Origin of the sequence: Microbacterium enclense, assembly GCA_038182865.1 — a bacterium.
GTDB classification, from domain to species: domain Bacteria; phylum Actinomycetota; class Actinomycetes; order Actinomycetales; family Microbacteriaceae; genus Microbacterium; species Microbacterium enclense_B.
This window is the reverse complement of sequence record CP116226.1, coordinates 3,954,621-3,975,777: the sequence shown is the minus strand read 5'-3', so window position 1 is coordinate 3,975,777 and position 21,157 is coordinate 3,954,621. Positions and strand designations below refer to the sequence as shown.

At 70.3% G+C, this 21,157-nt stretch carries 20 protein-coding genes; 15 read left to right on the top strand and 5 right to left on the bottom strand.

The window, feature by feature from the left end; genetic code table 11:
- Window positions 1-36 precede the first annotated feature (36 nt).
- The 5 genes from PIR02_18910 (at window position 37) to PIR02_18890 (ending at window position 3,119) form a co-directional block, all read left to right on the top strand.
- Window positions 37-459 (top strand): DUF2809 domain-containing protein, encoded by a 423-nt coding sequence (locus PIR02_18910; GenBank protein WZH36793.1) that lies wholly within the window; start codon window positions 37-39, stop codon window positions 457-459.
- A gap of 26 nt (window positions 460-485) precedes the next feature.
- Window positions 486-782, top strand: a complete 297-nt coding sequence (locus PIR02_18905) for a DUF1905 domain-containing protein (protein ID WZH36792.1) — start codon at window positions 486-488, stop codon at window positions 780-782.
- 6 nt (window positions 783-788) lie between these two features.
- Window positions 789-1,250, top strand: a complete 462-nt coding sequence (locus tag PIR02_18900; protein ID WZH36791.1) for an A24 family peptidase — start codon at window positions 789-791, stop codon at window positions 1,248-1,250.
- An 80-nt stretch (window positions 1,251-1,330) separates the two neighbouring features.
- Complete coding sequence (locus PIR02_18895) at window positions 1,331-2,404, top strand: YihY/virulence factor BrkB family protein (protein ID WZH36790.1); 1,074 nt, start codon at window positions 1,331-1,333, stop codon at window positions 2,402-2,404.
- Window positions 2,397-3,119 carry an NAD(P)H-hydrate epimerase gene (locus PIR02_18890; protein WZH36789.1) on the top strand — a complete coding sequence of 241 codons (723 nt, stop codon included), beginning with the start codon at window positions 2,397-2,399 and terminating at the stop codon, window positions 3,117-3,119. Before PIR02_18895 ends, PIR02_18890 begins: the two co-directional genes overlap by 8 nt.
- 91 nt (window positions 3,120-3,210) lie before the next feature.
- Here PIR02_18890 and PIR02_18885 read toward each other — a convergent pair whose 3' ends face one another.
- The gene (locus tag PIR02_18885) at window positions 3,211-3,966 is read right to left on the bottom strand and encodes a glutamine amidotransferase (protein ID WZH36788.1); all 756 of its coding nucleotides are present in this window, start codon (window positions 3,964-3,966) and stop codon (window positions 3,211-3,213) included.
- Between the two features lie 68 nt (window positions 3,967-4,034).
- Between PIR02_18885 and PIR02_18880 the strand changes: the two genes are divergently transcribed.
- Window positions 4,035-4,262, top strand: a complete 228-nt coding sequence (locus PIR02_18880; protein ID WZH36787.1) for a response regulator — start codon at window positions 4,035-4,037, stop codon at window positions 4,260-4,262.
- Entirely contained in the window at window positions 4,259-4,903 is a 645-nt protein-coding gene (locus tag PIR02_18875) for a CYTH domain-containing protein (GenBank protein ID WZH36786.1), read from the top strand. Before PIR02_18880 ends, PIR02_18875 begins: the two co-directional genes overlap by 4 nt.
- Before the next feature lie 70 nt (window positions 4,904-4,973).
- Here the strand turns inward: PIR02_18875 and lpdA are convergent, their stop codons facing one another.
- Window positions 4,974-6,371: a dihydrolipoyl dehydrogenase gene (gene lpdA / locus PIR02_18870; protein WZH36785.1), complete on the bottom strand. Its 1,398-nt coding sequence runs from the start codon at window positions 6,369-6,371 to the stop codon at window positions 4,974-4,976.
- A gap of 9 nt (window positions 6,372-6,380) precedes the next feature.
- A complete protein-coding gene (locus PIR02_18865) occupies window positions 6,381-7,037 on the bottom strand; it encodes a copper resistance protein CopC (protein ID WZH36784.1) in 657 nt (218 codons plus the stop codon).
- A gap of 371 nt (window positions 7,038-7,408) precedes the next feature.
- On the opposite strand from PIR02_18865, the gene PIR02_18860 reads away from it, so the two are divergent.
- The 3 genes from PIR02_18860 (at window position 7,409) to PIR02_18850 (ending at window position 9,231) form a co-directional block, all read left to right on the top strand.
- Window positions 7,409-7,903, top strand: a complete 495-nt coding sequence (locus tag PIR02_18860; protein ID WZH36783.1) for an FHA domain-containing protein — start codon at window positions 7,409-7,411, stop codon at window positions 7,901-7,903.
- The gene (locus PIR02_18855) at window positions 7,903-8,589 is read left to right on the top strand and encodes a MerR family transcriptional regulator (GenBank protein ID WZH36782.1); all 687 of its coding nucleotides are present in this window, start codon (window positions 7,903-7,905) and stop codon (window positions 8,587-8,589) included. Before PIR02_18860 ends, PIR02_18855 begins: the two co-directional genes overlap by 1 nt.
- 96 nt (window positions 8,590-8,685) lie before the next feature.
- Complete coding sequence (locus PIR02_18850) at window positions 8,686-9,231, top strand: MerR family transcriptional regulator (GenBank protein WZH36781.1); 546 nt, start codon at window positions 8,686-8,688, stop codon at window positions 9,229-9,231.
- Between the two features lie 580 nt (window positions 9,232-9,811).
- On the opposite strand, the gene PIR02_18845 is transcribed toward PIR02_18850, so the two are convergent.
- On the bottom strand, window positions 9,812-10,624 hold the full coding sequence (locus PIR02_18845; protein ID WZH36780.1) for a ParA family protein: 813 nt from the start codon (window positions 10,622-10,624) through the stop codon (window positions 9,812-9,814).
- A 68-nt stretch (window positions 10,625-10,692) separates the two neighbouring features.
- Here PIR02_18845 and PIR02_18840 point away from each other — a divergent pair, with 68 nt between their 5' ends.
- Genes PIR02_18840 through PIR02_18830 form a run of 3 tightly spaced genes read left to right on the top strand, consistent with a single transcriptional unit; the run spans window position 10,693 to window position 17,379 of the window.
- Window positions 10,693-14,100: a pyruvate carboxylase gene (locus tag PIR02_18840; protein WZH36779.1), complete on the top strand. Its 3,408-nt coding sequence runs from the start codon at window positions 10,693-10,695 to the stop codon at window positions 14,098-14,100.
- Between the two features lie 46 nt (window positions 14,101-14,146).
- Complete coding sequence (locus PIR02_18835) at window positions 14,147-16,891, top strand: hypothetical protein (protein ID WZH36778.1); 2,745 nt, start codon at window positions 14,147-14,149, stop codon at window positions 16,889-16,891.
- A complete protein-coding gene (locus PIR02_18830) occupies window positions 16,888-17,379 on the top strand; it encodes a peptide deformylase (GenBank protein ID WZH36777.1) in 492 nt (163 codons plus the stop codon). Before PIR02_18835 ends, PIR02_18830 begins: the two co-directional genes overlap by 4 nt.
- Before the next feature lie 141 nt (window positions 17,380-17,520).
- On the opposite strand, the gene PIR02_18825 is transcribed toward PIR02_18830, so the two are convergent.
- Window positions 17,521-19,347, bottom strand: a complete 1,827-nt coding sequence (locus PIR02_18825) for a long-chain fatty acid--CoA ligase (GenBank protein ID WZH36776.1) — start codon at window positions 19,345-19,347, stop codon at window positions 17,521-17,523.
- A 155-nt stretch (window positions 19,348-19,502) separates the two neighbouring features.
- Here PIR02_18825 and PIR02_18820 point away from each other — a divergent pair, with 155 nt between their 5' ends.
- Complete coding sequence (locus tag PIR02_18820) at window positions 19,503-20,438, top strand: ROK family glucokinase (GenBank protein WZH39046.1); 936 nt, start codon at window positions 19,503-19,505, stop codon at window positions 20,436-20,438.
- Window positions 20,439-20,440: 2 nt separating this feature from the next.
- Window positions 20,441-21,154: a lysophospholipid acyltransferase family protein gene (locus tag PIR02_18815; protein WZH36775.1), complete on the top strand. Its 714-nt coding sequence runs from the start codon at window positions 20,441-20,443 to the stop codon at window positions 21,152-21,154.
- Window positions 21,155-21,157 lie beyond the last annotated feature (3 nt).

Genomic DNA, 21,157 nt, shown 5'->3' with positions numbered 1-21,157 from the left:
CGCCCCCTCCCGGCGATCCGATCGCCTGGGGAGAGCATGACGGTGCGGCATCGGCGGGTCGCCGCTCTCGCCGCCCTGATCGTCGTCATCGCGGCCGGTCTGATCGTCGCGCGGGCCCTTCCCGACTCGATCGCCACCGACATCGCGGGCGATGCGTTGTATGCCGTCGCGACCTACGCGGGTCTGGTGCTGGTGTGGCCGCGCGGCCACCGCGTCGTGCTCGCCGCCGTGGCTGCGACGTGGTGCGTCGTCGTGGAGCTCCTCCAGCTCAGCGGCATCCCCGCGACTCTGGCCGAGCGTTTTCCGCCCGCGGCCCTCGTCCTCGGCACGGGCTTCGACCCGCGCGATCTCCTCGTGTACCTGCTCGCGGTCGCCTCCGCGGTTTGGCTGGATGCGCGCGTGAGCGCACTCCTCCTGCACGGGGGAGAACGTCCGCCCGGTGTCGGAGGTCCCGAGTAGGGTGGCCGCGACGAGAGGATCCCGCCGTGATCGTGAGGTTCGAGGGCGATGTCTTCCGCTGGGCGGCGCGAAGCGACAGTGACTGGTACTTCGTTGCGCTTCCGCCCGAGCTGAGCGACGACATCCGCGAGACGCAGACGTACCGGCGCGGCTTCGGCGGTGTCCGAGTCGATGCGACGATCGGCACCTCCACGTGGCGCACGTCGATCTTCCCTCAGGCGGGTGGGGTGTACGTCCTCCCGCTCAAACGGGCCGTGCGCGACGCCGAGGGAATCGTTCCGGGGGCGATCGTGCAGGTCGATCTTCTCGTCCTCGACGCCTGATTCCGGATGCCGCCGCCCCTCGCCCCGGCCCTGTCGGTGTTCGCGGTGCTCAGCGCGGTGCTCGCCCTCGTCGATGTGCGCGACCGACGCCTCCCCGACGTGGTCGTCCTGCCCGGGGGTGCGGTGGTCATCCTGCTGCTGTCGATCGCCGCGGCGGCCGTCCACGAACCATCGCGCAGCGCCGGGGTCGTGCTCGGTGCGGCCGGTGCCTTTCTCGTGTGCCTCGTGGTCCATCTCGCGCGCCCCGCCGACTTCGGTGGGGGCGACGTGAAGCTCGCCGGTGTCTGCGGGGCGGTGCTCGGGTGGGAGGGCGCCGGGGGCGTGGCATCCGGGCTCTGTGTGGGGTTCGTCGCCGGGGGCATCGCCGCGGTCGGTGCCGTCCTCGCGGGCGCACGCCGGGTGCCCCTCCCGTTCGGTCCGTTCCTGCTCTTCGGCACGTGGTGGCAGGTCCTGGCCCGACCGACGTGACGATCCGGCGACGGCTGTCTCCCGCGAAACGATGGGTCAACCCCCGAGAGGCCCTTCTCGCCCGCCGTTACGCTGACCCCATGGCCGACCTCATCCGTCGCGTCACCGCGTGGGCTTTGTCGCTCCGCCTCGTGCGCGCTTTCCTCGTCTACTCGGGTGCGCGTGGGCCCATGCTGGCTGACAGCGTCACCTATCGCACCCTGTTCAGTCTGTTCGCCGCGGTGCTGATCGGCTTCTCGTTCGCCGCGCTGTGGCTGTCGGGCAACCCCGACGGGCTGAACGCCCTCGTTCAGTCCGTGAACGGTGTGGTCCCGGGGCTCGTGGGCGAGAACGGTCTCATCGACGTGCGCGACATCGAGGCGCCGGGTGGACTCACGGTCGCGGGCATCGTGGGAACCATCGGTCTCGTCGGTGCCGCGATCGGCGCGATCGGCTCGTTGCGTTCGGCGCTGCGCCAGATCGCCGGCGTCGCGACCGACGACATGTTCATCGTGTGGGTGCTCCTGCGCAACCTCGCCCTCGCCGTCGGCATCGGCGTCGCTCTCGTCGCGGCGGCGGGTGTGACCTTTCTCGCCACGGCGGGACTCACCTTCATCCGCGACCTGCTCGGCGTCTCCGCGGATTCCTGGATCACCGCGTTCCTCACCTGGCTGGTGTCGACGGTCGTCGTGCTCGCTCTGGACGCCGCGGCGATCGCGGCGGCCTTCGCCCTCCTGTCGGGGGTGCGGGCACGAAAGGGCACTCTCATCCGCGGGGCCCTTCTCGGCGGTGTCGGTCTCGTCGTGCTGCAGCAGCTGTCGGGCCTATTCGTCGGGGGTGCGAGCAGCAACCCGCTGCTCGCGACCTTCGCGGCGTTGATCGCCCTGCTTCTCTGGCTCAACCTCTCCAGCCAGGTGATCCTCATCTCCGGGGCCTACATCACCGTCGCCACGGAAGAAGACCACGATCGTGTCCGTGCGAAGTACGGGGCGACGACCATGATCCAGTTCCGCGTGCGCCGGGCCGAGAAGGCTGTGGCGGCCGCCACGGGTGAGCTTCAGGCCGCTCGCGAGGCGGAGGAGAAGGAACGCGAGACGCTCGCGACGAACGATCCCGCCGCGGCCGAGCGTGAGACCGAGGCCGACCAGCGCGCGGGGGCGGGACGAGATGCCTGAGCCCGCGGGTTCCGCAACGCCGCGCGTCGCCGCGTACACCGCCGACGCCATCCGCGCCGCGGAGGCTCCGCTGCTCGCCGAGGGGCGTCCGCTCATGCGGTGGGCCGCGCGGGCCCTCGCCGACGTCGCCGCGGCCGAGCTCCGCGTCGCCCCCGGCCGTGTCCTCGTTCTCGCCGGGGCCGGCGACAACGGCGGCGACGCCCTGTTCGCCGCCGCCGACCTGACCCGCATCGCGGATCGCGTCGACGTCGTCCTCGTCCGCGACCGCGTCCACCGAGAGGCCCTCGATACTGCCGTCGTCGCGGGCGCACGTGTGGTGTCCGCATCGGAGGTGTGCGGGCGCGTCGGAGACTATGCGCTCGTCCTCGACGGCATCCTGGGCATCGGCCGCCTCACCGACCGTCGCCTGCGAGGAAGCGCCCGCGCCCTCGTCGAGGCTCTGCGCGCCCTCGAAGTGCGCCCGCGCGTCGTGGCCGTCGACCTGCCGAGTGGTCTCGACCCCGACGACGGGACCGCGGATGCCGCCGTCCTCCCCGCCGACGTCACCGTCACGTTCGGCGCTCTCAAGGCCGGACTCGTCCGCGGTCAGGGCCCCGAGCTCGCCGGCCGCGTGCATCTGGTCGACCTCGGCCTCGATCCCTTCCTTCGGCGCGCTCATCCCGCCGTCACGGCGGCCCTCGAGGTCGTCCGGGTCGATCCGCTCGCGCGGGCGTGAGATCTCTCCCGAGAGCCGGTCTCGGGCGCGGCGGGTCGGCGCGCCGCTCTCGGACACGGCGGAGGCAGCGCGCCGCTCTCGGACGCGGGGATCAGCGGGCGTAGCGCTCGACGAAGGTGCGCAGCAGGCGCGAGGGGGCGTGCACCGGAGCGCGACGCACTGCCGCGAGGGTGAGGTCGAGCTCGTCGGCCGCGAAGTAGCCGAACGCGGCGTAGGCGTGGATGCGCGTGACGATCCCGTCGACGTCGAGCTCCGGGTGAAACTGCGTGGCGTACACGTTCCGTCCGACCCGGAACATCTGCACCGGGCATGTCGGCGACGACGCGAGCAGCGTCGCCGCCGGGGGGAGCGTCGTGATCGCCTCCTTGTGGCCGACGAAGGCGGAGAACGTGTCGGGGAGATCGGCCGCGAGCGGGTCGGCGCGTCCTTCGGACGTGAGCGATACCTCCACCACGCTGATGGGCTCGGAGTAGGTGCCGTCGATCTCGGCGTCCAGGTGCGTTCCGAGCGTCCCGACGCCGTAGCACGCGCCGAGGAACGGCAGGTCGCGGGCGACCACCTCGTCGAGCAGCGTCGCCATCTCCGACTCGACCCGGCGCTGGACGGGAGACTTCTTCTCGAGGGGATCCGAGGCGTTGAACGGGCTGCCGCCCACGAGGATCCCCGAGATCGCATCGAGGTCCAGGTCGGGCATGGCGTCGCGCTCGAGGCGGACCCGGGTCAGCCGCTCGGGCGCGAGGCCGCTGTATCGCAGGAAGAGGGCGTACTCCTCGTCGGCCGGGCGGTCCTCGGCGCGTGTGGCGAGAAGGACGAACGGGCGATCACCGGGCAGGTCCGTCGACGTCACCCGAGCGATTCTAGGCCCGCGCTGTCAAGGTGAGGGGCGGTGTCGGACCCGCGGTCTACGCTGGCGGCATGGCTATTGCACGACTGACCGGAGGCCCGCTCGACGGGCAGGTGCTCCCGCTCGAGAACGAGTCCGATGACACGCTGATCATGCCCTACAGCGAGGGACAGCTCGTCTACCGCCGTGAGGGCGGCCTGGAGCACACCGGCGAATCCGACGGCCCCACCCAGGCCGTGTTCGCGTTCGTCGAAGAGACCGAAGACATCAACCCCGACGCCGACGGGCGCGACGATTGAGCGAAGGCTCCCACGGCGCGTCGAGCGTCGAGGTCGAGTCGAAGTACGACGTCGACGACACCACGCCGCTCCCCGACTGGTCGGGGCTGCCGGGCGTGGTCCGCGTGGGCGAACCCGAGCCGCGTGACCTCGATGCACGCTATCTCGATACCGCTGCGGCCGATCTCGCGCGTGCGGGCATCGCGGTGCGTCGCCGCCTCGGCGGTCCCGATGCCGGGTGGCACGTGAAGGGTCCGGCGCAGGGTGGTGGCCGCACCGAGACGCAGTGGCCGCTCGAGGCCGACCTCGATCCGGAGGCCGAGCCCGTTGTGCCTCCGGCGGTCCAGGATGCCGTGGCCTCGGTCGCTGCGCCCCCGTTCGTCCCGCTCGCGCGCGTGCGGAACAGTCGCACCGCGTACGCCCTGCTCGACGCGGACGGGGGAGAGGTCGCCGAGTTCGTGGACGACCGGGTCCGTGCCCGCGACGAGCGCCGCGGTGCGGAATCGGCGTGGCGCGAATGGGAGGTCGAGCTCGGACCCGCCGGCCCGGCCGACGACGACGGTCGTGCCGCGTTCTTCGCCGCGGTCGACGCGGCGGTGTTCGCGGCGGGCGGGCGGCCCGCGGCATCCGGATCCAAGCTCGCTCGCGCGCTCGGGCACTGAGACCGCCCGCGCACGAACGTCGAAGGCCCGCCCGGCGAACCGGGCGGGCCTTCGACGTTCTCTGGAGGGGTCAGAGGTTGATCATGTGTCCCGTGAGGCCGTGGAACGCCTCCTGCAGACCCTCCGACAGCGTCGGGTGGGTGTGCACGTTGCGGGCCGCCTCGAGAGCGGTGAGGTCCCACTTCTGCGCGAGCGTCAGTTCCGGCAGAAGCTCCGAGACGTCGGGGCCGATGAGGTGGCCGCCGATGAGCTCGAGCGTCTCCGCGTCGGCGACGAGCTTGACGAAGCCGACGGGCTCGCCCAGACCGTTCGCCTTGCCGTTGGCCGAGAAGGGGAACTTCGCGACCTTGATGTCGTGGCCGGCGTCACGCGCCTGCTGCTCGGTGAGACCGAACGACGCGACCTGCGGGTTGCAGAACGTGGCGCGCGGCATGTTGCGGTAGTCGCCCAGGGTCTGCGTCTCCGCGTTGCCGATGGTCTCGGCGGCCACGACGCCCTGGGCCTCGGCCACGTGCGCGAGCTGCAGCTTCGCCGTGACGTCGCCGATGGCGTAGATGTGCGGCACGTTGGTGCGCATGTGGTCGTCGATGTCGATCGCGCCGCGCTCGGTGAGCTTCACCCCGGTGTTCTCGAGGCCGAAGCCGTCGACCTTCGGGGCGAAGCCGATCGACATGAGCACGCGGTCGGCATCGATCGATCCCTGCGAGCCGTCCTTGGCGGTGTACGCGACCGTGACCTTGTCGCCGTGGTCGGTGACCGACTCGACCTTGGTCGAGGTGAGGATGTCGACGCCGTAGCCCTTGTACTGCTTCTGGATCTCCTTCGAGACCTCGGCGTCTTCGTTCGGCAGGGCACGGTCGAGGAACTCGATGATGGTGACCTTCACGCCGTAGTTCACCATGACGTAGGCGAACTCCATGCCGATGGCACCGGCGCCGACGATGACGATCGACGCGGGGAGCTCGCGGTTGAGGATCTGCTCCTCGTAGGTGACGACGTTCTCCGACAGGGTGACGCCGGGGAGCAGGCGTACGGTCGAGCCGGTGGCGACGATGACGTTGTCGAAGGTGACCTGCTGCTTTGACCCGTCGGTCAGTGTCACGTCGATGGTGTGGTCGTCGGCGAAGTACCCACGGCCCTCGTACTCGGTGACCTTGTTCTTCTTCATCAGGTAGTGGATGCCCTTGACGTGGCCGGCCGCGACGGAGCGCGAACGGTCGAACGCCTTGCCGAAGTCGAAGTGCACGTCGCCGGAGATGCCGAACAGGTCGGCCTTCGCGTGGAACGTGTGCGCGAGATCGGCGTTGCGCAGCAGCGCCTTCGAGGGGATGCAGCCGACGTTGAGGCAGACACCGCCCCAGTACTTCTCTTCGATGACCGCGACCGACAGCCCCAGCTGTGCGCCGCGGACGGCGGCGACGTAGCCGCCGGGACCCGCACCAAGAATGACCAGATCGTAATGAGGCATGAGGAAATCCTATCGTCCGGTCGTGCCCGCGGAACCGCCGCGCGAGGAGTCGCGGCGACCGCGCGCGACGAACAGCCACGCGATCGCACCGGCGACGATCACGAGCGCCACGACCAGCAGGATCCACGGGAGCGGAGAGGCGTCGGAGGTGTTCTCGGTCGGCACCGGCGTGGCATCCGGGGTCGCCGTGGCGGGAGCCGTCGTCGTCGGAGCCGAGGGGGTCGTGCTGGACGTCGTCGTGGGGGTCGCGGTGGGCGTGGGGCTCGCCGCGGCGACGGTGAACGTGAAGGTGCCGTCGATCGGGTGCCCGTCGCTGGACACGACCCGCCACTTCACCGTGACGACACCGGATGCCGACCCCGCCAACGTCTGCGTCACGTCGGCACCCGAGACGACCGGGGTCCCCTCGGTGAGGGCGGTGCCGTCTGCGTCGGTGACCTCCGCGACGGCGGTGCCGTCTTCGGTGAGGATGTCGGCGCTGTAGGTGAAGGTGATCTGGCTCGGCAGCGCGTCGAGCACGGCGTCGGCCGACGGGTCGGTCGACACGAGTTCGTCGTGCGCGAACGCGGGGGAGGCGGGCAGCACGAACAGCGCAGCCACCGCCAGGAGAAGACTCGCGAGGACGGCGGAGAGGGAGCGGCGGCGGGGCACGACGGAGGAAGTCACCCTTCGACCCTAATGACGATGGGCAGGGTGGGGGCTGGGTGTCGAACGGTGACGGTTCGCGTACGAGCTTCGCGCCCGCGGTCACGACGTGGGGCGTGAAGATGGGAGAATCTCAGACGTGCGCCTTTCCGGTCACGCGAGCGCGGCGCACCGCTTCGCTCGGGAACTGTGAACGGCGTGAGTCGACGGACTCGACATGGCCGACCTGTGATCGGTAGGTTCGAGTGTCCCGTCGGGCGATCGACGTCACTCCCGCAGCGGAGACCGGCGTCGACACAAGAGCACAGACGAAGCCCCACCACCACCGCGCGAGGCCGGTTCGACCGTTCACGTCAGAACCGGCCGGGGGTGGTGAAGAAGAAGGAGAAGCCGTGGACGAGACCCGCAGATTCGAGCGTGACGACATTCGTCGCGCGGCTGACGGCCCCGCGTCGGAGCGCTCGCACGACACGACCCAGACGTTCGGCCATGACGCCGACCTGTCGTTCGTCCCCTTCGGCGCCGACCTCACCGAGGCCGAGCTCGAGGCCATCGACGCGCTGCCCTCCCGCGTCGCGCTTCTCATCGTGCGTTCGGGTCCGACCACCGGCGCCCGGTACCTGCTCGACACCGACGTCACCACGGTGGGACGCCACCCCGAGGCCGACATCTTCTTCGACGACGTCACGGTCTCGCGACGGCACGCCGAGATCACCCGCACCGGAACGTCCTTCGAGATCGTCGACCAGCGCTCGCTGAACGGCAGTTACGTCAACGGCGAGCGCGTCGACCGCTCGGTCCTCGCGAACGGGTCCGAGGTGCGCATCGGCAAGTTCCGCTTGAACTTCTTCGTCTCGCCGGTCGATCTGCCCCCGGCAGAGCACTGATGGCGGCAGCCCCCGCCCGCGGTCGTCCGGCGGCCTCGGGGCTGTTGAGCATCGGTCAGGTACTCGCGCGCCTGACGCCGGAGTTCCCCGCGCTCACCTCCAGCAAGCTCCGCTTCCTCGAGGTGCAGGGAATCGTCTCGCCCACCCGCACCGATTCGGGCTACCGCAAGTTCTCCGCCGCCGACCTCGAGCGTCTCCGCATGGCGCTCACGCTCCAGCGCGATCACTACCTGCCCCTCGTCGTCATCCGCGATTACCTCGCCGACCTCGACGCGGGGCGCAACCCCGCTCCGCCGACCTCGATGCCGTCGATGACGGCGACGCCGCGGCGCTACCGCCGCGACGAGCTCCTCGCCACAGCAGGAGCGGGCCCGCAGCTTCTCAACGACGCCATCAGCACCGGGGTCATCACGGCCGCGGAGACGTACTCCGAACAGACGGTGTCGCTCTTGCGCACCCTCGTGGCCCTCGACCGCCACGGAATCGAACCCCGTCACGTGCGCTCGCTCCGCCAGAGCGCGGAGCGCGAGGCGGCCCTCGTGGAGTCGGCCCTCTCCGCTCTTCTGCGGCGCCCGGATGCGGCATCCCGCGCACGCGCGAGCGAACTCGCGCCCGAGCTGGCGGCCCGGCTCGACGAGGTGCGCACCCTGTTCGTCCGCGACGCGATCGAGCGGATGCTGTCCTGAACGCGACACGCCGGAACACTCCGGCCGGATGTCGTTGCCGCGGACGCATGGCTGATCTAGCGTGGGGATATCGAGCCGATGAGGAGGGACGCGAGCATGACCGCTGGCGACACAGTCGGTGAACCCCGGTTCGCCACCGAACTCCTCTTCACCGACGGTCTGCCCGAGATGGACGACGACACCGGTTATCGAGGAGCTGTGGCGGCTCGCGCGGCCGGCATCACGTACCGTCAGCTCGACTACTGGGCCCGCACCGAGCTGGTCGTCCCGACCGTTCGGGGCGCGAGCGGTTCGGGGTCGCAGCGCCTGTACGGGTTCCGCGACATCCTCGTGCTCAAGCTCGTCAAGCGTCTGCTCGACACCGGCATCTCGCTCCAGCAGATCCGCACCGCCGTCGAGCAGCTGCGGGCCGCCGGCATCCGCGATCTCGCGGGAACCACGCTGATGAGCGACGGCGCCTCGGTGTACCTCTGCACCTCCAACGACGAGGTCATCGACCTCGTGAGCCGCGGTCAGGGCGTGTTCGGCATCGCCGTGGGTAAGGTCCTGCGCGAGGTCGAGTCCACGCTCGTCGACTTCGAGTCCGCGACCGCCGAAGGCGTCGACGAGCTCGCTGCCCGCCGCGCGGCCCGTACCGCCTGACCCAGACTTCTTCGGAACCCCGGATGCCACGGCATCCGGGGTTCTTTCGTTGAGTCGGCTTCCGCCGACGGGTCGCGGGAGATTCGGGGCCGACTGACGGCCGCAGGGTGCGCCGTCGTGCGGAGTCGGTGGGCGACACGCCGGGGCGGGATGCTGCGGCTGCGGCGTGGCGGCGGGTTCTCCGCGTGACGGTACGACGGGTCTTGCCATGACCGTGCGAGCACGGTCCGCGAGGGTGTGCCGTCGTGCGGAGTCGGTGGGCGACACGCCGGGGCGGGATGCCGCGGCTGCGGCGTGGCGGCGGGTTCTCCGCGTGACGGTACGACGGGTCTTGCCATGACCGTGCGGGCACGGTCCGGGAGGGTGCGCCGTCGTGCGGAGTCGGTGGGCGACACGCCGGGGCGGGATGCCGCGGCTGCGGCGTGGCGGCGGGTTCTCCGCGTGACGGTACACGTCCGACCCTGCCGCCGTCCGACCCTGCCGCCGTCCGACCCTGCCGCCGTGCGGCCCGCGCGATCGTCCCCCCGATGGACCGTGCCCGCAGATAGGCCCTGCCCGCAGATGGACCGGGGGCGGAGGGTCAGGCCTGCGGTGTCTCGTTCTCGACCGGGATACGGCCGGTGCGAACGATCCGGTCGAGCAGGGCGTCGAAGTCTGCGGCGAGCTCCTGAGCCGAGTCGCCGGGCCACACGTGGAGCGGCTTCGCGGCGCCCTGCGCCTGCTGGAGCGAGGTGCGCTCGGGCAGCTGCGGGTTCAGCACGAGGGGGCCGAACATGTCGCGCAGCTCCTTGATGCGGAACTGGTGCTCGATCGACTGCGGGCGCACGCGGTTGACGACGACGCCGAGCGGCTGCAGACGCGGGGAGAGGCCGCGGCGGATCTCTTCGATCGCGCGCAGCGCGCGGTCGGCGGCGGCGACCGAGAAGAGCCCGGGCTCGGTGACGACGATCACCCGGTCGCTCGCCGCCCACGCGGTGCGCGTGAGGGCGTTGAGCGAGGGGGCGCAGTCGATGAGCACGAGGTCGTACTCGCTCTCGATGGTGGCGAGGGCTTCTTCGAGCTTCCACACGTCGCGAACGCTGGGGTGCGGACCGTCGAAGTTGATGGCCGACGGGCTGCCGATGAGCACGTCGATCGTGCCGGGGTGGACCTTGGCCCACCCGCTGGAGGTGATCGCCTGTCGGACGACCTTCTCCTTGGGGTTCGCCAGGACGTCGGCGATGTTGAGTCGGCCGGCGACGGAGATGTCCATGCCGGTCGAGACGTCGGACTGTGGGTCGAGGTCGACGACAAGAGTGCGAACGCCACGTGCGAAGGCGGCGGAGGCCAGCCCGAGCGTCACGGTCGTCTTGCCGACCCCGCCTTTCAAAGAGCTGACGGAGAGTACGTGCACGAGCGTCTACGTTACCGTCCCCTAGGCTGTGAGCACATTCAGCTCCGCCAGCTTGACGTGAGGTGCGCATGTTCTCGAAGATCCTGGTCGCCAATCGCGGAGAGATCGCCATCCGTGCGTTCCGTGCCGCGTACGAGGTCGGTGCGCGCACCGTCGCCGTGTACCCGTACGAAGATCGGGCCTCGCTGCACCGGTTGAAGGCCGATGAGGCGTACCAGATCGGCGAGCGCGGCCACCCCGTCCGCGCGTACCTCGACGTCGACGAGATCATCCGCGTCGCGCGCGAGTGCGGGGCGGATGCCATCTACCCCGGCTACGGCTTCCTCTCGGAGAACCCGGAGCTCGCCGAGAAGGCCGCCGCCAACGGCATCACCTTCATCGGCCCTCCCGCCGAGGTGCTCTCGATGGCGGGCAACAAGGTCACCGCGAAGGAGCACGCGATCGCCGCGGGCGTCCCTGTCCTGCGTTCCACGGCCGCGTCCGACGACATCGACGCGCTCGTCGGCCAGGCCGAAGAGATCGGCTTCCCGCTCTTCGCCAAGGCCGTCGCCGGCGGGGGCGGCCGTGGCATGCGCCGTGTCGAGAGCCTCGGCGAGCTCGCCCCGGCCCTCGCCGAGGCGATGCGCGAGGCGCAGAGCGCCTTCGGCGACCCTCGCATGTTCCTCGAGCAGGCCGTCCAGCGCCCGCGTCACGTCGAGGTGCAGATCCTCGCGGATGCCACCGGCGAGACGGTGCATCTCTTCGAGCGTGACTGCTCGGTGCAGCGCCGCCATCAGAAGGTCATCGAGATCGCGCCGGCCCCGAACCTCGACGACGCGGTGCGCCAGGACCTGCACCGCTACGCCGTCGCTTTCGCGCGGTCGATCGGCTACCAGAACGCGGGCACGGTCGAGTTCCTCCTCGAGACCGCGGGTCCACGCGCGGGCGAGGTCGTCTTCATCGAGATGAACCCGCGCATCCAGGTCGAGCACACGGTGACCGAGGAGGTCACCGATGTCGATCTCGTGCAGTCGCAGATGCGCATCGCCGCCGGACAGACTCTGGCCGAGCTGCACTTGCACCAGGATGACATCCACCTGCGCGGCGCGGCACTGCAGTGCCGCATCACCACCGAAGACCCGACGCAGGGCTTCCGCCCCGACACGGGCAAGATCACCACCTACCGCTCTCCGGGTGGCGCCGGCATCCGCCTCGACGGCGGGACGACCGCGGCCGGCTCGCAGGTGAGCCCGCACTTCGACTCGATGCTCTCCAAACTCAGCTGCCGTGGTCGCGACTTCCCGGCGGCGGTCGCCCGCGCGCGGCGCGCCCTGGCAGAGTTCCGCATCCGCGGCGTCTCGACGAACATCCCCTTCCTGCAAGCCGTGCTCGACGACCCGGCATTCGTCGCCGGCGACCTGAGCACCTCCTTCATCGACGAGCGCCCCGAGCTTCTGCGCGGGCGCGAGTCGAAAGACCGCGGGACGAAGATCCTGTCCTGGCTGGTGGACACGACGGTCAATCGTCCGAACGGCGAGAACCCGCTGACGGTCGACACGGGTTCCAAGCTCCCCGTCCTCGACCTCGTGGCACCGGCCCCCGCAGGATCGCGTCAACGCTTGCAGGAGCTCGGCCCCGCGGGATTCGCGAAGGCCCTGCGCGAGCAGACGGCCCTCGCCGTCACCGAGACCTCGTTCCGTGACGCCCACCAGTCGCTTCTCGCGACGCGCGTGCGCACTCGCGACCTCGCCCGGGTCGCTCCGTACGTCGCACGGATGACCCCGGGCCTGCTGTCGGTCGAGGCGTGGGGCGGTGCCACCTACGACGTGGCGCTACGGTTCTTGGGCGAAGACCCGTGGGAGCGTCTCGACGCCCTGCGCGAGGCCCTGCCGAACGTCGCCATCCAGATGCTCCTGCGGGGACGCAACACCGTCGGCTACACGCCGTACCCGACGGAGGTGACGGATGCCTTCGTCGCCGAGGCGGCGGCATCCGGGGTCGACATCTTCCGCATCTTCGACGCCCTCAACGACGTCTCGCAGATGCGGCCGGCCGTCGAAGCGGTGCTCGCGACCGGGAGCGCCGTCGCGGAAGTGGCCGTCTGCTACACCGGCGACCTGCTCGACCCTGCCGAGGACCTGTACACGCTCGACTACTACCTGCGCCTTGCCGAGCAGATCGTCGATGCGGGCGCCCACGTCCTCGCGATCAAGGACATGGCCGGGCTGCTGCGTCCGGCGGCGGCGGCGAAGCTCGTCTCGGCCCTGCGCGAGCGCTTCGATCTTCCGGTGCACGTGCACACCCACGACACCGCGGGCGGGCAGCTCGCAACCCTCCTGGCCGCCTCGGCGGCGGGGGCGGATGCCGTGGACGCCGCCGCCGCTCCCATGGCCGGGACCACGAGCCAGCCGTCGCTCTCCGCGCTCGTCGCCGCGCTCGCGCACACGGAGCGCGACACGGGACTCGACCTCGCGGCGGTCAGTGATCTCGAGCCCTACTGGGAGGCCGTGCGGCACCTGTACCGTCCCTTCGAGTCGGGTCTCGCCGGCCCCACGGGCCGCGTCTACCGGCATGAGATCCCGGGCGGTCAGCTGTCGAACCTGCGTCAGCAGGCGATCGCGCTCGGCCTCGCCGACGATTTCGAACTCATCGAGGACATGTACGCCGCGGCCGACCGCATCCTCGGGCGCGTCCCCAAGGTGACGCCGTCGTCGAAGGTCGTGGGAGACCTCGCTCTGCACCTGGCCGCGGTCCGGGCCGATCCGTCGGACTTCGAGCAGAACCCCGAGAAGTACGACGTTCCCGACTCCGTCGTGTCGTTCATGGCGGGAGAACTCGGCGACCTGCCGGGCGGATGGCCCGAACCTTTCCGGTCGAAGGTGCTCGCCGGGCGCGACGCGAAGACCGGAGTCACCCCGCTGACCGATGACGACACGACCGCGCTGGCGGGGGAGTCCGCGGAGCGGCGGGCGCGCCTGAACCGGCTGTTGTTCCCCGGCCCCACCCGCACCTTCCAAGAGACGCGCGAGGCCTATGGCGATCTGAGCGTCCTCGACACCGCGGACTACCTCTACGGGCTCCGCGCGGGGGGAGAGCACACGGTCGAGATCGAGCGCGGTGTTCAGCTCTTCGTCGGTCTCGAGGCGGTCGGCGAGGCGGATGACAAGGGCATGCGGACCGTCATGACCACGCTGAACGGACAGCTGCGCCCGGTGTTCGTCCGTGATCGATCCATCGACGTCGAGGCCCGCCAGGCGGAGAAGGCCGACACCTCGAAGCCCGGTCAGGTCGCCGCTCCGTTCTCGGGCGTGGTGACCCTCAAAACGTCGCCGGGCGACCGGGTCGCGGCCGGGCAGGCGGTGGCATCCATCGAGGCCATGAAGATGGAAGCCGGCATCACGTCGCCGGTGGACGGCGTGGTCGAACGCGTCGCGATCGGTAGCACACAACAAGTTGAAGCGGGAGACCTTTTGCTGGTAATCCGCCCCGCGCAGTAACCTGGGAGGGGGCGCTTTCGCGCCCTCTTCCCGTTTGGAGACTGCAGTGACCCCCGACCGCACCGACGCGAACCCCGACGAGAACGCCGAGCACGGCGTGCTCGACGAGAGCGGGAATCTCGACACGGCCAGCATCACCATCCTCGGCAGCCACATCGCGCAGGTCAGTGTCGACCTGCCTGCGGCGTCGCACGATGACGACATCGACGACGATGTCGTCGAGGACGAGGTGCCGGTCGACGAAGCCGAGATCCGATTCGAGAACATCGGCCAACCGTTCACCCTCGACGGGGGAGTCGATGCTCCCGCGCTCACCTACGTGCCGGAGCCACAGACTTCTCGGGAGCAAGCGGAGGGGGATGACGCGCACGTCGAGCATCTCCCGACCGGCGACATCATCCTCGAGCCGCGCGACGAGACCGACGCGGCATGGGACGAGGCCGAGCACGATGTGCACGAGGCCGAGCTCGTCGAAGACGTCGACGCGGACGCCGATGCGGACCGCGTTGCCGAATCCTTCGACGCCGGAGACCCCGCGCCGTCGAGTGGCGAGATCCTCGTGGCGGCCTTCGAGGAGAACCGCATCGAGCCGCAGGTGATCCTGTCGACCGACGAGTTCGATCCGACCCCGTTCGAGGAGCGCGTCGTGCTTTCGACCGATGAGTTCGCCCCCGAGGAAGCCCCCGACCGCGTGGACGAGGACGTGCCGGACGACGGTGCCGCCGACGAGATCGACGACGAGATCGGCGACGTCCCCACGCCGGAGGATTCTCCCGCGGACGACGAGTCCGTGGCGGGGGAGCCCGCCGGGGAGGAGCCGGTGGTGGCGGAGGCTGCCGACGGCGTACCGGAAGCGGCAGAGCCGGCTGAGGACGGGTTCGTGGTAGCGGACCCCACCGAGGAAGAGTCCGTCGTGGCGGAGGTCGCCGGGGAACAGCGTGCGACGGAGACGGAAGAGGCCGCCGCCGACGAGCACGAGAACGAATACGACGCCCCTGACGACTCCGACGTCGAACACGGTCTCGACGACGGACACGTCATCGACGACGCGGATGCCGACGGGACGCAGACGACCGACGACATCGCGGTCGATGAGCACGACGAGAACACGCCCCACGACGAGCACACGCCGCGTGACGATGCGGCGCCAGACGTCGAGATCTCGTCCGACGACCACGACGCCGTCGCGGGCAACGACGACGACGCCGAGCCCGCCCTGACCCGCGCCCCGTGGACCGCGCGGGTCGACGAGGCGGCGGTATCCGACGAGTCCGAGACGCGGGAGGCGCAGGCCGATTCCGTCTCCGACGCATCGGCCGAGGCGCCCGCGGCCGAGAGTGCTGCGCACGACGTTCCGTCGGAGGACGTCACTGAGGTGGAGGCCCCGGCAGACGAAGCGGCATCCGACGACGCCCCGACCGCTGAGGTCGCGGCCGAGGGGGCTCCCGCCGTCGCGGCGGAGCTCGCCTCTCCCGAGACGGACGCAGAGACAGACGCCGAGACAGGCACCGAGACCGAGGCACCTGTGGCCACCGCCGCGCCGTCCTCCACGACGGGTGCCGCCGTCACGGGCGCGGTCGCGACCACGATCGGCGCCGCTCCGACGAGCCCCGCCGCGTCGCCGGACACCGGCGCGGTCCCGACCGCCACCGGCTCGATCCCGCGCACCCGCGCGGAGCGAGCCGCGACCGGCGCCATCGGCACGGTGCCGCTCACACGGCGCGAGATCCACCAGGCAGACGAGGCGGCACGCGTGGGCCGCGCGCACGCGCTCGAACGGGTCCGCACCCCGGGTCCCGACACGACCCTCACGTCGAAGCGGTTGAGCGCGATCGATGACGCCCGCGAGAGCCCCGACCTGCTCACTGCGGACCGACTCCTCGACCCGCGCCAGGTTGCGCGACCCGAACCCGAGGGGCTGTGGCAACAGCTCGTCTACTCGATGTCGGGCCACCGCATCAACCTCGGGGACGGCCGTCGGGCCCGCCAGCGCAAAGAGCTCGACCGCCGGATCGCGGCCCCTCTCCACGGCGGCGCGCGGTTCGTGCCGGTTCTGTCGCGCAAGGGCGGTGTCGGCAAGACGACAGTCACCTCGCTCCTCGGAATGGCTCTCGCCGACGCGCGCGACGATCGGGTGATCGCGGTCGACGCGAACCCTGATCGGGGCACGCTCGCCGACCGCGTGGGTCGTCCCAACGGCCGCACGGTCCGCGACCTCGTCCGCGCCCACGACGAGGTCGACGGGTACCACGACGTCTCCTCGATCGTCGCGCGCGATGCCACGCGCCTCGACGTCCTGGCATCCGATTCCGACCCGCGTGTGTCCGAGGCGTTCAGCGACGACGACTACCGCCAGGTCGCCGATGTCGCCGCGCACTACTACTCCATCGTGCTCACCGACACCGGCACGGGAATCGTGCACTCGGTGATGGAGGCGACCCTCGAACGCGCCGACTCCCTCGTCGTGGTCGCCGGTCTCTCGGTCGACGAAGCGCGGCTGGCGTCGGAGACCCTCACGTGGCTCGAGACGAACGGCTACGCCGACCGCGTGCGCTCCGCGATCGTCGTGCTCAACTCCGCGCGCCCCGGCACGCCGCTCGTGCGCGAGAGCGAGCTGGAGGCGCACTTCCGCACGCGCGTGCAGACCGTCATCCGGATGCCGTACGACCCGCGGATCGCGGCCGGCAGTGCCATCTCGTTCCGCGACCTGCAGCCCGAGACCCGCCAGGCGGCCCGCGAGCTCGCCGCGGCGGTCGTGGAGGGCCTGCGCGCTCCGGTGGCGGCGGCATGACCGTTCGACCCATCCGCCTCTTCGGCGACCCGGTGCTGCGCGCGCCCAGCGCACCCATCGACACCATCGACGACGGCATCCACGCACTCGTGCGCGATCTGCTCGACACCGTCGAACCGCCGGGCCGCGCCGGCGTCGCCGCGCCCCAGATCGGCGTGGGCCTCCGGGCCTTCAGCTACAACATCGACGGCGACATCGGCTACGTCCTCAACCCCGTGCTCGTCGAGACGCGCGGCGAGCCGCAGCTCGTGGGGGAGGGATGCCTCTCCGTCCCCGGTCTCTGGCACGAGGCGACCCGCTATCCCTGGGCGAAGGTCGTCGGCATCGACCTCGACGGCAACGAGGTCGTGCTCGAGGGGGAGGGATTGCTGGCCCAGGCCCTGCAGCACGAGACGGACCACCTCGACGGGATGCTGTATCTGTCCCGTCTGCCCGCTGAGACGCGCCGCGAGGCGATGCGGCAGATCCGCGAGAGCGACTGGTTCTGACCCCTCGCGCATGTCAGGAGAACAGGGCGTGCGACGAGAACAGGACGTTCGAGCGCCGATCGCCCTGTCGCCGTCGCCGACCCTGTTCTGGTGACGCGAAAACGGCCCGGCCCCGCGAGGGACCGGGCCGCTCTCGTGCGCTCAGGGCAGTGAGACGTTCGTGGTGTTGATGGGGACCGCGTAGATGTCCTCGATGGCATCCGCGTAGTCCTTCACGATGACGTTGCGCTTGATGCTCATCTTGGGCGTCAGGTGGCCGCTCGCCTCGGTCCACTCGAGGGGGAGGATCGTGAACTTGCGGATGGACTCGGCGCGCGACACGCGGGTGTTCGCCCGGTCGATCGCGCCCTGTACCTCCGCGCGCACCTTCTCGTTCGTCGCCGCGTCGGCCAGCGACATGTCGGCGGGAAGACCGTTGTTGGCCAGCCACGTCGGCAGCATCTCGGGGTCGAGGGTCACCAGCGCCGAGATGAACGGCTTGTGGTCGCCCACGACGACGACCTGTCCGACGATCGGGTTAGCCCGGATCGGATCTTCGAGCGCCGCCGGCGCGACGTTCTTGCCGCCCGCGGTGACGATGATCTCCTTCTTGCGGCCGGTGATGGCGAGGAATCCATCACTGTCGAACGCGCCGATGTCACCGGTCTTGAACCATTCGCCGTCGAACGCCTCCGCGGTGGCTTCGGGGTTCTGCCAGTACTCGCGGAAGACGTTGATGCCGCGCACCTGGATCTCGCCGTCATCGGCCAGACGGACGCCCACACCCGGCAGCACCGGACCGACCGTGCCGATCTTCGACTTCGTCGCGAGGTTCACCGTCGCCGGCGCCGTCGTCTCGGTGAGGCCGTAGCCCTCGAGGATGACGACACCCAGGCTCCGGAAGAAGTGTCCGAGGCGCGGGCCGAGGGGAGCAGAACCCGACACGGCGTAGACGACACGTCCGCCCATCGCTTCGCGGAGCTTGGAGTAGACGAGCTTGTCGAACAGCGCGAACTTGATCTTCAGCAGCAGGGGGATCGACTTCCCGTCCTGGAGACGCTGCGAGTGCTCGATCGCCGCGTCGGCGGCCGCGCGGAAGATCTTGCCCTTCCCGCCGGCTTCGGCCTTCTGCTCCGCCGAGTTGTAGACCTTCTCGAAAACGCGGGGCACCGCCAGCAGGAACGTGGGCTTGAACGTGCCCAGCGCGGGGAGGAGCTGCTTCGTGTCGGGCTGATGCCCGGTCTTCACACCGGCGTGCACGTTCAGCAGGGAGATGAAGCGTGCGAACACGTGCGCGGTGGTGATGAACAGCAGCGTCGATGCGCCGGGGGTCTCGACGACCTCGTGCAGGGCCTTGGCGGAGTTGCGCGCCAGCTCGACGAAGTTGCTGTGCACGAGAACGCAGCCCTTCGGGCGTCCCGTCGACCCCGAGGTGTAGATGAGGGTGGCGACGTCCGACGCTTTCGCGAGGTGGCGGCGACGCTCGATCTCTTCGTCGGTGATGTGCGTCCCGTTCGCGACGAGGGCGTCGAGCGCTCCCGAGTACATCGCCCACACGTCGCGGAGCAGGGGCAGGTCGCTGCGCACTTCGTCGAGACGCTCGGCGTGCTCAGGCGACTCGAGGACCGCCGCGATCGCACCCGAGTCCGACAGGATCCAGGAGATCTGCGAGGGCGAGCTGGTCTCGTACACCGGCACCATGATCGCGCCGGCATAGAACAGCGCGAAGTCGACGAGCGTCCAGTCGTACGTGGTGCGCGCGATGAACGCCACCTTCTCGCCGGGCTGGATGCCCGCCGCGACGAAGCCCCTCGCCAGGGCGATCACCTGCCGCTCGAATTCCGCGGCGGTGACATCGCGCCAGCCATCGGCATCGGGGATCGCGAACAGCGGGCGATCGGGGGTGGCCCGGACACGGTCGGCGAGCAGGTCGGACGTGTTGGCGTCCGGGTCGGCTGCGACGACAGGGGGGAGGTCGAACTGGATCACGGCAACTCCTTCGGTACCGGAAAAATGTCGATCGGTCCGTCGAGTCTATCCGTACGATCACCGACACCCTCGGCGAACGCGGCGTCCCGCGCCCGCTGCCGAGGGTGGCTAGACTGCTCCGGGCCGAGCCGGGTGGCGGGCCGGAGGGGAGCACGGTGCAGAACGTCGGCATCGACATCGGAGGCACCAAGATCGCGGGCGGCGTCGTCGCCGAGGACGGCACGATCGTCGAGAAGCTGCGGGTGGACACCCCGATCGATCCGGCGGCGCTGGTCGATGCCGTCGTCGATATGGCCGACCACCTGCGCCGCGCGCACGAGATCCACGCGATCGGCGTCGCCGCCGCGGGATTCATCAGCTCCGACCGCAGCACCGTGATCTACGCCCCGAACATCGATTGGCGAAACGAGCCCCTGCGTGCCCGTCTCGAGGGTCGCCTCGACGCCCCCGTGACGATCGAGAACGACGCGAACGCCGCAGGCTGGGGCGAGTACCGCTTCGGCGCGGGCCAAGGTGTGCGCGACATGGTCATGCTGACGATGGGCACGGGCGTCGGCGGTGCCGTCGTCACCGACGGCGAGCTCTTCCGCGGCGGTCACGGCATCGGCGGCGAGCTCGGGCACATGCGCTTCGTCCGGGGCGGTCATCCCTGCGGGTGCGGACAGAACGGATGCCTCGAGCAGTATGCGTCCGGCCGCGCCCTCCAGCGCGAGGCCAACGCGATCGCCGACGAAGGCGGGATCGGTGCGGCTCTCGCCGCGGTCCGTGACGAGAAGGGCGCGATTCCCGGACCCGCGGTCTCGCGGCTGGTGCTCGCGGGCGATCCTGGCGCGATCGAGGCGTTGCGCCGCGTCGCCACGGCGCTGGGCGAGGCGTGCGGTGGGTTCCAGGCCGTCCTCGATCCCGAGCTGTTCGTCATCGGAGGGGGCGTCGCGCAGCTGGGCGCCGACCTGCTCGTGCCGGTGAGACTCGCGTACGAGACCTCCCTCCCGGGGTACGGTGAACGTCCGGTCGCCGAGTTCACGATCGCGCGATTGGGCAATGACGCCGGACTCATCGGCGTCGCGGATCTGGCCGGCAAGGAGCGCTGACGATGTTCTACTGGCTCATGAAGTACGTCGTGATCGGACCGGTCATCAAGGCCGTGTTCCGCCCGTGGCTCGTGGGCCGGCGCAACATCCCGCGCGACGGTGCCGCGATCCTCGCGAGCAACCACCTCTCGTTCTCCGACTCGATCTTCCTTCCGCTGATGATCGACCGCCGGATGGCCTTCCTCGCCAAGAGCGACTACTTCACCGGCAAGGGGCTCAAAGGCTGGGCCACGCGGATGTTCTTCACCGCGACCGGGCAGCTGCCCATCGACCGCTCCGGGGGCAAGGCCTCCGAGGCATCCTTGAACACCGGTCTGGGGGTGCTGGGGCGCGGCGAGCTGCTGGGGATCTACCCCGAAGGCACCCGGAGCCCCGACGGCACGCTGTACCGCGGTCGCACGGGCATCGCGCGCATGGCCTTGGAGGCCCGTGTCCCCGTGATCCCCGTTGTGATGGTCGACACCGGTGCCGTCATGCCGATCGGACAGCGTCTGCCGCGCGTGGGCCGCGTGGGGATCATCATCGGCGAGCCCCTCGACTTCTCCCGGTTCGACGGGATGGAGGGTGATCGGTACATCCTGCGCTCGGTGACCGACGAGATCATGGTGGCCCTCCAGCGCCTCGGCGAGCAGCGTTACGAAGACGTCTACGCCTCGACCGTGAAGGACCGTCTGGCGACCGCGCAGGCGGCGAAGGCGCCCGCGTCGCGCCACTAGACT

Excerpts from the sequence above, each read along its gene's own strand:
- PIR02_18900 (WZH36791.1), top strand. The coding sequence starts at position 789 with ATGCCGCCGCCCCTCGCCCCGGCCCTGTCGGTGTTCGCGGTGCTCAGC.
- PIR02_18880 (WZH36787.1), top strand. The coding sequence starts at position 4,035 with ATGGCTATTGCACGACTGACCGGAGGCCCGCTCGACGGGCAGGTGCTC.
- PIR02_18815 (WZH36775.1), top strand. The coding sequence starts at position 20,441 with ATGTTCTACTGGCTCATGAAGTACGTCGTGATCGGACCGGTCATCAAG.
- PIR02_18830 (WZH36777.1), top strand. The coding sequence starts at position 16,888 with ATGACCGTTCGACCCATCCGCCTCTTCGGCGACCCGGTGCTGCGCGCG.
- PIR02_18890 (WZH36789.1), top strand. The coding sequence starts at position 2,397 with ATGCCTGAGCCCGCGGGTTCCGCAACGCCGCGCGTCGCCGCGTACACC.
- PIR02_18895 (WZH36790.1), top strand. The coding sequence starts at position 1,331 with ATGGCCGACCTCATCCGTCGCGTCACCGCGTGGGCTTTGTCGCTCCGC.
- lpdA (WZH36785.1), bottom strand. The coding sequence starts at position 6,371 with ATGCCTCATTACGATCTGGTCATTCTTGGTGCGGGTCCCGGCGGCTAC.
- PIR02_18850 (WZH36781.1), top strand. The coding sequence starts at position 8,686 with ATGACCGCTGGCGACACAGTCGGTGAACCCCGGTTCGCCACCGAACTC.
- PIR02_18910 (WZH36793.1), top strand. The coding sequence starts at position 37 with ATGACGGTGCGGCATCGGCGGGTCGCCGCTCTCGCCGCCCTGATCGTC.
- PIR02_18840 (WZH36779.1), top strand. The coding sequence starts at position 10,693 with ATGTTCTCGAAGATCCTGGTCGCCAATCGCGGAGAGATCGCCATCCGT.
- PIR02_18855 (WZH36782.1), top strand. The coding sequence starts at position 7,903 with ATGGCGGCAGCCCCCGCCCGCGGTCGTCCGGCGGCCTCGGGGCTGTTG.